Source organism: Fenollaria timonensis (genome assembly GCF_001457835.1).
In the GTDB taxonomy this organism is placed as follows: Bacteria; Bacillota; Clostridia; order Tissierellales; family Peptoniphilaceae; genus Fenollaria; species Fenollaria timonensis.
In genome coordinates, this window is sequence record NZ_LN898230.1 from 1,038,532 (window position 1) to 1,049,559 (window position 11,028).

General features: G+C 37.8%; 9 protein-coding genes, 13 tRNA genes and 2 rRNA genes. All 24 read right to left on the bottom strand.

Annotated features, from left to right (window positions below):
* Window positions 1–16: 16 nt before the first annotated feature.
* The gene (locus BN3004_RS08625) at window positions 17–151 is read right to left on the bottom strand and encodes a hypothetical protein (RefSeq protein ID WP_278315529.1); all 135 of its coding nucleotides are present in this window, start codon (window positions 149–151) and stop codon (window positions 17–19) included.
* A gap of 112 nt (window positions 152–263) precedes the next feature.
* The gene (locus BN3004_RS08060; protein WP_082244151.1) at window positions 264–746 is read right to left on the bottom strand and encodes an NUDIX hydrolase; all 483 of its coding nucleotides are present in this window, start codon (window positions 744–746) and stop codon (window positions 264–266) included.
* Between the two features lie 13 nt (window positions 747–759).
* On the bottom strand, window positions 760–1,275 hold the full coding sequence (locus BN3004_RS08065; RefSeq protein ID WP_058260664.1) for a hypothetical protein: 516 nt from the start codon (window positions 1,273–1,275) through the stop codon (window positions 760–762).
* A 35-nt stretch (window positions 1,276–1,310) separates the two neighbouring features.
* Window positions 1,311–1,535, bottom strand: coding sequence for an ArsR/SmtB family transcription factor (locus tag BN3004_RS08070; RefSeq protein WP_349267129.1), 225 nt, complete (start codon window positions 1,533–1,535; stop codon window positions 1,311–1,313).
* 208 nt (window positions 1,536–1,743) lie between these two features.
* A complete protein-coding gene (locus BN3004_RS08075; RefSeq protein ID WP_196792501.1) occupies window positions 1,744–2,766 on the bottom strand; it encodes an MFS transporter in 1,023 nt (340 codons plus the stop codon).
* A gap of 23 nt (window positions 2,767–2,789) precedes the next feature.
* A complete protein-coding gene (locus tag BN3004_RS08470) occupies window positions 2,790–2,996 on the bottom strand; it encodes a hypothetical protein (RefSeq protein ID WP_196792502.1) in 207 nt (68 codons plus the stop codon).
* A gap of 87 nt (window positions 2,997–3,083) precedes the next feature.
* On the bottom strand, window positions 3,084–3,512 hold the full coding sequence (locus BN3004_RS08080; protein WP_058260665.1) for an ArsR/SmtB family transcription factor: 429 nt from the start codon (window positions 3,510–3,512) through the stop codon (window positions 3,084–3,086).
* 308 nt (window positions 3,513–3,820) lie between these two features.
* Complete coding sequence (locus BN3004_RS08085) at window positions 3,821–4,996, bottom strand: ISL3 family transposase (protein WP_058260666.1); 1,176 nt, start codon at window positions 4,994–4,996, stop codon at window positions 3,821–3,823.
* 159 nt (window positions 4,997–5,155) lie between these two features.
* On the bottom strand, window positions 5,156–5,932 hold the full coding sequence (locus BN3004_RS08090; RefSeq protein WP_058260667.1) for an ADP-ribosylglycohydrolase family protein: 777 nt from the start codon (window positions 5,930–5,932) through the stop codon (window positions 5,156–5,158).
* A gap of 73 nt (window positions 5,933–6,005) precedes the next feature.
* Window positions 6,006–6,082, bottom strand: a tRNA-Arg gene (locus BN3004_RS08095).
* Between the two features lie 36 nt (window positions 6,083–6,118).
* Window positions 6,119–6,195, bottom strand: a tRNA-Arg gene (locus tag BN3004_RS08100).
* 10 nt (window positions 6,196–6,205) lie between these two features.
* A tRNA-Gly gene (locus tag BN3004_RS08105) sits at window positions 6,206–6,279 on the bottom strand.
* A gap of 26 nt (window positions 6,280–6,305) precedes the next feature.
* Window positions 6,306–6,380, bottom strand: a tRNA-Gly gene (locus BN3004_RS08110).
* Between the two features lie 3 nt (window positions 6,381–6,383).
* Window positions 6,384–6,468, bottom strand: a tRNA-Tyr gene (locus tag BN3004_RS08115).
* 24 nt (window positions 6,469–6,492) lie between these two features.
* A tRNA-Thr gene (locus BN3004_RS08120) sits at window positions 6,493–6,568 on the bottom strand.
* A gap of 31 nt (window positions 6,569–6,599) precedes the next feature.
* Window positions 6,600–6,677: transfer RNA gene (locus tag BN3004_RS08125), tRNA-Asp, on the bottom strand.
* Between the two features lie 5 nt (window positions 6,678–6,682).
* Window positions 6,683–6,758, bottom strand: a tRNA-Val gene (locus BN3004_RS08130).
* Between the two features lie 45 nt (window positions 6,759–6,803).
* Window positions 6,804–6,880 (bottom strand) — tRNA-Met (locus BN3004_RS08135).
* 124 nt (window positions 6,881–7,004) lie between these two features.
* Window positions 7,005–7,080 (bottom strand) — tRNA-Glu (locus BN3004_RS08140).
* Window positions 7,081–7,522: 442 nt separating this feature from the next.
* Window positions 7,523–7,598, bottom strand: a tRNA-Met gene (locus BN3004_RS08145).
* 9 nt (window positions 7,599–7,607) lie between these two features.
* Window positions 7,608–7,696, bottom strand: a tRNA-Leu gene (locus tag BN3004_RS08150).
* Between the two features lie 5 nt (window positions 7,697–7,701).
* Window positions 7,702–7,776 (bottom strand) — tRNA-Asn (locus tag BN3004_RS08155).
* Window positions 7,777–7,782: 6 nt separating this feature from the next.
* Window positions 7,783–7,899: ribosomal RNA gene (gene rrf / locus BN3004_RS08160) — 5S ribosomal RNA — on the bottom strand.
* A gap of 35 nt (window positions 7,900–7,934) precedes the next feature.
* Window positions 7,935–10,797, bottom strand: a 23S ribosomal RNA gene (locus BN3004_RS08165).
* Window positions 10,798–11,028: the final 231 nt, after the last annotated feature.

Below are 11,028 nucleotides of genomic sequence, written 5' to 3' on the forward strand. Positions count from 1 at the left end.
TTCTTTTTTCTTAAATCTAGCTAATAGTTGTTATAGCTATAGCGAGTATTATTAAGCCTAAACCAAGAACAAATTCTATCATGCCTAGTTTTTTAGCATAAGAAGCATCTCTTCTTTTATATAAGACATCTAAGTTAAAAGAATTTATCAAAGAATATTTCTTTCTAAAATAGATAAGATATCCGAATGTAGAAAAGACTGTACCTAAGATAAATAATAATATTTTCAAAATCAACATAAGTTTCTCCACCTCTTAATATAAGCTATACTTCTTTATTCAGTAATATCGTTTTAAAATTTATACCATTCAAGTAATAATAATCCACACTCTTAAATGCTTTATTCTTTAGAGCGTAGTCAAGAAATATCTTATCCCCTTCCCAATGAGGACTTTCATAAAATTCATCCTCACTCATAAACTTAAGAGCGCCCTCAGAACATTCTTTAATCGCCCCAGTATAATCATCACTGTAATATACATACATTTTTTCATAAGCGTCAGCATCAAGGTCAATGTAGCGCACATCGCCCATATAGTAAAAAGTCTTAAGCTTGAGATTTGTCTCTTCATAGACCTCGCGTACAATGCACTCATCCTTCGACTCACCCGGCTCAATCTTTCCGCCCACGCCAATGTACTTGCCATGATTAATATCATTTTCCTTTTTATTTCTGTATAAGAACAAAAATTTATTAGTATTTTTATCCTTGATATATATAACAGTGTAAGCTTGTTTTAATTTCATAATAAATTATCGTTTATTTACAAAATTTATTCCAAAAATCCACCCAGCTGCCATGTACTTCTCTTTGGTCAATGTAAGTAAAAGTATCTTCATCATACCAATCATGGTTAACTATATCGTCAATAGTCTCAGGAACAAAAAAGTTGAAAAATTCTTTCTTGAACGAACTTCCATACTGTAAATAATATGCACCTACCATCTTTGTAAAATTGGTTTTCTTTACATCTTGTGGTTTATACAAAAGTGCTTCTCCAACCTGATTTAAATCAGGGCTTACTTCAAGAAAAACTAAACTTAAATCATCTTCCTTATAGCCAAGTATAAAACTTCTGTATTTATAGGAAAGGGTACGAAGCGCTACGAAATTCGCACCACTAATATCTTCTGAATAAGCATAAACTATTTTATATTCCGAACCATTATCTACTTGCTTATCAAAAATTTCTCTCATGCGATTTTTGTTTTCATTGCTTTTTACATTATCTAACTCAACTGCTTTTTTTCCACCAAATAAATTAAACAATCCCATTTTATTACCTCCTATCATAATTTTAATTTCTTCTGTTAGTTATAGTATTTTTGCGTTATTCCATTTATTAACTCAGTATAAACAAACTCAATAATTCCATTCTCTTCAAAAAGCCTTAAATGATAATGTATTTTTAAGCCGCTAACTCCTAAAGCATCTAAAAGATCTTGTGCCGTCTTTGCTGTAATGCCAAGCATTATAATTATTTTCAATCTTGCAGGATTACTTACTAAATTAATCTCTTTTAGTGTGCTTAATATGTGAACCTATTTCATTTTCACATCATACTTACCATCTTTAAATATAAAATAGCATAAATTAATTCAACTGTCAAGTATTTTTTAACATTAAATTATATTTTGTATATTTATAATATTTTTTATAGGCACGATAATTTGTCAAACCTATTATACCAGAATACCTCTCTTTTTTTATTTGTTTTTGTAACATATGTTATACCACATAACATTAAAACACTTCATGAAAATTATTAACTGAGGGTAATTGTCTTATACTCTTGTTAAAGATCCAATACACAGCTACTGCAAATATTATAAAACTAGCTAGCATAATTGTTATAGAGCTTCCAAAATGCTCACCTAAGGCTCCTCCCATAAGTGCACCAAGGGGCGCCATAAATGTTGATATACCAACCATTGCTCCCATTGCACTACCTAATTTGTCTCTTGGGACTAAAATTTGTACCATAGTTTGAGCATATACATTAACAAGTCCAACAACAAACCATCCAAGCCCATACAATATAACAGCTAGTGCCATATTATTAGAAAAATATGAAACACCTGACCAAAATACACTTAAAATTAGCATACCATAAATATATAGTTTACCAAGTGGGCACTTTTTAAATATTGAAAAGCTCGAGAATAATGATCCTATTAAAACGCCAGCTCCCATCGCTGCAAGCATAAGTGAGTAAAAAATCTCATCACTTGCAAAAGCTGGCAGTACAGCGCTTATACTTGTTGCAGCAAAGTTTATAAACACAACACCAAATACTAAAGCATATATTCTTGAGTCTTTAAATAGTGCTAAGCCATCCTTTAATTCAGAAAAATGATTTTTAATAAAGTTTTCTCCATCTTTCTTTTCATGTTTATTATATTCACTCAAACTTTTTGATAAAAATGTAAAAAGTATAGCTGTAATTATAAAAGTGACAGAATCAGTGTAAAATGCCACCATAAATCCAAATGCTGCAATCATAATTCCAGCTAAAGTATCAAAGATTGCGTTTGATCCTTGGTATGCCATTGTCATCAAAGAATTAGCTGCAACAAGCTTGTCCTCACTAAATATCTTAGGTAATAATGATATTTGTCCAGGATAGACTAGCTGATTTATCAGTGATATAATTGGCATTATAATCATTATATGATATACTTCAAGTTCATTTAATGAGTGTAATAGTGGTATTATTAGTATTAAGACAGCTTGGACAATTTGACTATTAATTAAAAATTTCTTCATATTTATTCTGTCAAGTATTGGACTTAAAAAAGCTGCACTATAGCCGTGGATGATGTGAGAAATAGTGTTAGACCAGAATAAAATGTTGAGCCACTCATCTTGTAAACAAGAAGTGTAGATGCTATCGCATACAAGCTGTCTCCAAAGTTGGTTATGAGTCTAGCTAATAATAAGATATAAAAATCTTTACTTCTAATGAATTTCTTTTTTTCTTTAACATTTTTAAACATTTTAACATTCTCCTTTTATTTATCGTTCAGTTTTATTTTACTGTTTGCTTATTTTTTTCCGGTAAGCATATCACTTACCGGCTTAAACTAATCTAATTTATAAACTTCTACTTGAAGCGTTTCCTTATCTTCTTCTCCAGTGCCATATTTCTTAATGAGTATATCCAGCTCTTCACTAAACTCTTTATACTTTTCTTTATTAATTTTAAAGCTAAAAATATTTTCATTTGAGTTTTTATTAAAAATATCGCTCTTAGGTATAAAAGCTTTTGCTACTGGTAGAAAATATTTTTGCGTTATTCCATTTATTAGCTCTGTATGAACAACCTCTACAAAGCCATTGTCTTCAAGAAGCCTTAAATGATAATGTATCTTTGAACGGCTAACTCCAAGAGCATCTGAAAGATCTTGCGCAGTCTTTGCTGTAGTTCCAAGCGTTGTAATTATCTTTAGTCTTATAGGATCACTTACTAAATTAATTTCTTCTAGTGTGTTTAATATATGAACTTCTTTCATTTTCTAACCTCACTTACTATTCTTAAATATATAATAACATAAATTAATTCAACTGTCAAGTATTTTTTAACGTTAAGTTATATTTATTTTATCTATAATTATCCTTGGCAAATAAAAAAGCTACTAAGTTATAAGGCTCTATGTAAAATATTGGGGAGACTTATTGATTTAAGTCTCTCTTTTTATGCAAATATGCACATTTGCACACATTTCTTTCTATATATTTAAAATAACACAAATTTATGTAATTCTTGCATGACTAATAAACCTATATAGGTTTATTAGTTTTTTATGCTGTTTCATATATTTTAGTCTAATAGCATTATTCTTTTTCTGAACCTCTCGAAGTTTCTCATACCAAAGCTGTTTCTTTTTAGTGTCTTTATCTTTGTATGTTTTCCTTCTAGTGCTCCATTTGAATGTTTGTAGTCAAAGGAGTTTGTAATCTCATCTGACCAGTTTGTAAAAGCTGTTATGCATGATCTAAACTCTTTAAGTTTTGACTTTTTACATATGTCTATCCATGCATTTACCTTGTATTGTGCTTGTTCTTTGTTTTTCTGAATGAGAACTTCTTGGTAGAAGGATTCTTTTAAACCGTATGCTAGTCTTAGCTCTTCGCTTATCTCTAGCATTAAAGCTGCTTCTCGCTTTTGATCATCATTAAGTTTTAGCATAGGTTTTGTAAGTATGCTTTTACTTCTTTTTAGATATTTTCTAAGTTTTGATGGTATATCTTTTTGTATTCTCTTTCTTACGTTTTCTAAACTCCAAGAGACTTGCCTTACAAAATGGTATTTGTCAGCTATGTGTACTGCCTTCTTAAAGTATGCATTCTTAATGTTTTTAAATGTTTTTGACATATCGCTAACAAATATTTCTACTTTGTCTCTTTCTTTTTTTGGTATGTTTTTAAAGTATTCTAACAATATATTTTCTTGTCTGCTTCTTACTATGTCTATTATCTCATGTGTTATGCCATCTAAAAGTGAGCACTGATACTTGTATGAGCCGCTATCTCCTTTAAATTCGTCTATCAAAAGTACTTTTGGAAGGCTTTTTCTCTTTGCTGAAAGGTAAGATAGAACTCTTGTAACTGTTGATGTACTTACTGAATACCTTCTTGATATTGACTTTATTGAGTAAAGCTCCTTAAACTCTCTAGTTATGGATGCTATTAGTCTTTTTGTCATTGTCATTTTCTTTGCTACAAGATCTGTTTTGCTATTGATTCTCTTTCCGCAGCACTTACAGTTGTATCTAGTTTTCCTTAGCTTAATTATGCATTTTTTACCATGCATCTGTGTATCTTTTATCTTTTGAATCCTGTGGTCATGAACACAAATATGCTTAGAACCACAGTATGGACAGCTCTCTAAGCTTTTAGTTCTTGCTTCTATGACTACTAAGCTTTCACTGTCTTTAATTTTATCAACAACAACATCTTTACAAGCTAACAAATTTATGGTATTATATTCTTGCACTTGTACACACCTCCTATGTTGTAGTGGTATTTTAAGTATAGGATAAAATGTGTGCAAGTGCAACTTTTTTTTGTAATTTTATCAAAAAAATATCTATTGAGGTTTTACTCCCCAATAGATATTATACAGCCAGTTATAATACCTAGTAGCTAATCTAAGCTATTCAAATAAACATTCTTCAATTAATTCTTTATTCTTAAGCTTTTCTATCCACTCTTTTGGAATGGCATTAAAGCCATATATAATTCCTGCAAGTCCGCCTGTGACTGCAGCTGTCGTATCTGTATCGCTTCCAAGATTAACTGCTTTTAAAACTGCATCCTTATAATTATCTGTATTTAATATACACCATAGCGATGCTTTTAGCGTATCAAGTACAAAACCACCTGATTTAATCTCGCTTTCATCAACATATTTTATGCTATCATCAATATATTTTTTGCCATTTATTAATTTTCTTGCTATATGAATATATTCTATGCAAGCATTTTTTGATATTTCATGTGCGTGTGTTATAGCTGAAACATTGGCAATGTCTTCATCTGATGCTTCTGTAAATGCTAGTGGAAGTATCCTCATAAGTGATCCATTACCATTGTCATGAAAGCCGTCCAAACCATGTCCAAGCTCAATAGCTCCGCGCGTTGTGCCTCCTACATCAAATACTTCACCATTTGCAGTGAATTTGTCTTCATATAACCATGCTTCAAAATTCTTACGTATCTCTTTTAAATCAATGAATCCCCTGTCCTTAATTGACTTTGCTGTGGCTAGTGTTAGCGATGTATCGTCAGACCATGTGCCTGCCTCTTGATTCCATGTGCCGTGGCCAATCATATCTGTGCAATTATATGTGTGTCTTTCTTTGAACTCGTATGGCACGCCTAAAGCATCTCCAATCGCAAAACCAAATATAGCTGATTTTAATTTTGACATGAATCTCCCTCCATATTCATAGTGATTTGTATACGAAAAAGGACCAAGTAATTGAAAATACTTAGTCCTAGGCTGGCGCATCATGAGGGAGTCGAACCCCCGACCTTCTGGTTCGTAGCCAGACACTCTATCCAGCTGAGCTAATGATGCAAAAAAGCAGCAAAAGAATATTAAGTTTTGCTGCTATGGCGCGACTAGGAGGAGTCGAACCCCCGGCACACGGATTAGAAGTCCGTTGCTCTATCCAGCTGAGCTATAGTCGCATGTAACGTATGGAGCGGGTGAAGGGAATCGGACCCTCGCAACCAGCTTGGAAGGCTGGGGCTCTACCACTGAGCTACACCCGCAAATTTTGCGGTATTAAAAAAGAATATGGAGCGGAAAACGAGATTCGAACTCGCGACCCTCGCCTTGGCAAGGCGATGCTCTACCACTGAGCCATTTCCGCATATGGTGGAAGAGAGTGGATTTGAACCACTGAAAGCTTAGCTAACGGATTTACAGTCCGCCCCCTTTAGCCACTTGGGTACTCTTCCATAAGGCTATATTAATAAAAGATTTGGAGCCGGCAGGAGGACTTGAACCCCTAACCTACTGATTACAAGTCAGTTGCTCTACCAATTGAGCTACGCCGGCAACTAGATGATATTTATCACCTAATCTTTTATGGCGACCCGGATGGGGCTCGAACCCACGACCTCTAGCGTGACAGGCTAGCATTCTAAACCAACTGAACTACCGGGCCATGCATGGTGGACGATATAGGGCTCGAACCTATGACCCCCTGCTTGTAAGGCAGATGCTCTCCCAGCTGAGCTAATCGTCCATGCATGAATTATAAATCTATTAACTTTTAGTTCTAAAAAGAACTTGGTAGCGGAGAAGAGATTTGAACTCCTGACACTCCGGGTATGAACCGAATGCTCTAGCCAACTGAGCTACTCCGCCACAGATAGAATGTAATCAAGTGTGAAGTAAGCTACTCTCTTTACTGACTACACTTCTATATTAATACATTTTTAAGAATTTGTCAATATAAAATTAATAATTTCTTAATTTTATTATATAAAAATGGTGACCCTACCGGGATTCGAACCCGGGTAACCGCCGTGAAAGGGCGGTGTCTTGAACCGCTTGACCATAGGGCCATATTATATGTATTTTTTGTTTATATATTAAATTGTGTGCTTTCACGGCTCCGCCGTGGCCTGCTTCTGGCATTTTCCTACGGAAAATGAAACGAGACTGGCATCTGACCTAGCTGACATTCGTAAGCTCGCTACGCTTGCTTCTCATGTGCTTAGGTCATTAAAACGGCGTGTGTCTTGAACCGCTTGACCATAGGGCCATATTGTATGTATTATAACATATTTATAATTTTAAGGCAACTAAATTATATAGATAATTATGGTTGCGGGAGCAGGATTTCATTGACCTAACTTAGTGAGCACGCTAGGGCGAACTCTAGTAGGTCAAGTGCAACCGTTTTTCCAAGAGAGCAAGCTTTGCTATGCTCGATTGGATAAAAACGTCTGCTGAACCGTCTTGTTGATAGTCTTTCTCAGGACTTTATCTATCCCCGTAATCTTATGGTTGCGGGAGCAGGATTTGAACCTGCGACCTTCGGGTTATGAGCCCGACGAGCTGCCAGCTGCTCCATCCCGCGATGTCTTTTTGGTGCCGAGGATCGGAATCGAACCGATACGACCTTTAAGGGTCGCAGGATTTTAAGTCCTGTGCGTCTGCCTGTTCCGCCACCCCGGCTCATTTGGCGCTTGTGGTAAGACTCGAACTTACAACCTACCGGTTAACAGCCGGTTGCTCTGCCATTGAGCTACACAAGCTTATTTAAGTGGCGGCTACCTATTATCCCAGGTCGTCTCCAACCAAGTACCTTCAGCGTTAAGAGCCTTAACTTCCGTGTTCGGTATGGTTACGGGTGTTTCCCTCTTGCTATTGCTGCCACATTTCTTAATAACCATAATTCCACAATTAAGCGTCTTTGATCAAGTTTTCGACATATTAGTACAGTTAGGCTCAAAGTATTACTACTCTTACACTTACTGCCTATCTACCTTGTGGTCTTCAAGGTGTCTTACTTAAAGGAAATCTTATCTTAAGGGGGGCTTCGTGCTTAGATGCTTTCAGCTCTTATCCTTTCCAAACGTAGCTACTGAGCTATGCAACTGGCGTTACAACTCATAAACCATTGGTTTGTCCATCCCGGTCCTCTCGTACTAAGGACAGCTCCTTTCAAATTTCCTACGCCCACGACGGATAGGGACCGAACTGTCTCGCGACGTTCTGAACCCAGCTCGCGTGCCTCTTTAATGGGCGAACAGCCCAACCCTTGGGACCTACTTCAGCCCCAGGATGAGACGAGCCGACATCGAGGTGCCAAACCTCCCCGTCGATATGAACTCTTGGGGGAGATAAGCCTGTTATCCCCAGGGTAGCTTTTATCCGTTGAGCGATGGCCCTTCCACGTGGTACCACCGGATCACTAAGTCCTGATTTCTCATCTGCTCGATCTGTTTATCTCGCAGTTAAGCTCCCTTCTGCCTTTGTACTCTTTGCACGATTTCCGTCCGTGCTGAGGGAACCTTTGAACGCCTCCGTTACTTTTTGGGAGGCGACCGCCCCAGTCAAACTGCCCAACTGACAGTGTCCCTAAACCGGATCACGGCTCAAGGTTAGAATTCCAGCACTACAGGAGTGGTATCCCACTTTTTGACTCCTCTGATACTTGCGTACCAGGATCTTTGTCTCCCACCTATTCTGTACATGTACTACCGAAATCCAATGTCAGCCTACAGTAAAGCTCCATGGGGTCTTTCCGTCCTGTCGCGGGTAAATGGCATCTTTACCATTACTTCAATTTCACCGGATCCTTTGTTGAGACAGTGCCCAAATCGTTACACCTTTCGTGCGGGTCGGAACTTACCCGACAAGGAATTTCGCTACCTTAGGACCGTTATAGTTACGGCCGCCGTTTACTGGGGCTTAAGTTCTATGCTTCGCTATTGCTAACATTTCCCCTTAACCTTCCAGCACCGGGCAGGTGTCAGCTCCTATACGTCGTCTTTCGACTTAGCAGAAACTTGTGTTTTTGGTAAACAGTCGCTTGGGCCTATTCACTGCGGCCAGATCGCTCTGGCTCCCCTTCTCGCTAACTTACGGGGTCATTTTGCCGAGTTCCTTAACAAAGGTTCTTCCGCGCGTCTTAGGATTCTCTCCTTTCCTACCTGTGTCGGTTTACGGTACGGGTATCTTTTATCTATTTAGCGGCTTTTCTTGACAGTGTGAAATCGGCTACTTCTCTACTTATTTTCGATCCTCATCATAAATTGGCTTAGCCTGGTCATTACTCCGGGCATGCCTTTTTATTTGAGCGTACTCTTCCATCTGGTACGCTTAGCTTATCCTTCTGTGTCCCCGCTTCATTTATACGATAATTGATAGTAGTAGAATTTTTACTACTTGTCCATCGGCTACGCCTTTCGGCCTCGCCTTAGGTCCCGACTTACCCTGAGGGGACGAGCCTTGCTCAGGAACCCTTAGGTTTTCGACGGGAGTGATTCTCACACTCCTTCTCGCTACTTATGCCAGCATTCTCTCTTGTGTTTCGTCCACAGCGCCTTTCGATACTGCTTCTACCTATTACACAATGCTCCTCTACCACTCAAGAATGAGTCCATAGCTTCGGTATCCGATTTAGCCCCGGAAATCTTCGGCGCAAGGTCACTCGACTAGTGAGCTATTACGCACTCTTTAAATGTATGGCTGCTTCTAAGCCAACATCCTAGTTGTTTGGGTAACTTCACATCCTTTACCACTTAATCGGTATTTAGGGACCTTAGCTGATGGTCTGGGCTCTTTCCCTTTCGACTATGAAGCTTATCCCACATAGTCTGACTCCTTAGGTTTGTTTTCTTGGCATTCGGAGTTTGATAGGTTTTGGTAATGTATAAACACCCCGCAACCAGTCAGTAGCTCTACCTCCATTAAACATCCTAAAGGCTAGCCCTAAAGCTATTTCGAGGAGAACCAGCTATCTCCAGGTTCGATTGGCTTTTCACCCCTATCCACAAGTCATCCGATGTGTTTTAAACCACACCCGGTTCGAGCCTCCATTAAATTTTACTTTAACTTCACTCTGCTCATGGATAGGTCACCTGGTTTCGGGTCTACTCCTGTAAACTATGTCGCCCTATTAAGACTTGATTTCTCTTCGGCTTCGAAGCTTAACTTCTTAACCTTGCTTACAAAAGTAACTCGCTGGCCCGTTCTACAAAAAGTACAAGATTGCACTTTTCACGTGCTTTCTTTGCTTGTAAACGCAGGGTTTCAGGTTCTATTTCACTCCCCTTTCGGGGTTCTTTTTACCTTTCCCTCACGGTACTGTTCTCTATCGGTCACCAAGTAGTATTTAGCCTTGGGAGGTGGTCCTCCCGTATTCCCACCAGGTTTCTCGTGCCTTGTGGTACTCGTAAAGCTTATTGAAACACTAATATCTTTTCCTACAAGTCTTTCACTTTCTTTGGATGATTTTTCCAAGATCATTCGGATACTTTCTTAGTATTTCTTTAAGCGGGCTCTTTCCATTTCGCTCGCCGCTACTTTGAAAATCGATGTTTCTTTCTTTTCCTCGGGGTACTTAGATGTTTCAGTTCTCCCGGTATTGCCTCTATATACTATTTTATTCATATATAGATACTTAAGGTTTGCTTAAGTGGGTTGCCCCATTCGGATATCTCCCTTTCGTTTCTTGTTTGCAGATCTAGGGAGCTTTTCGCAGCTTTCTACGTCCTTCTTCGCCTCTTGNATATTCCCACCAGGTTTCTCGTGCCTTGTGGTACTCGTTAAGCTTATTGAAATATTAATATCTTCTCCTACAAGTCTTTCACTTTCTTTGGATGATTTTTCCAAGATCATTCGGATACTTTCTTAGTATTTCTTTAAGCGGGCTCTTTCCATTTCGCTCGCCGCTACTTTGAAAATCGATGTTTCTTTCTTTTCCTCGGGGTACTTAGATGTTTCAGTTCTCCCGGTATTGCCTCTATATACTATTTTATTCATATATAGATACTTAAGGT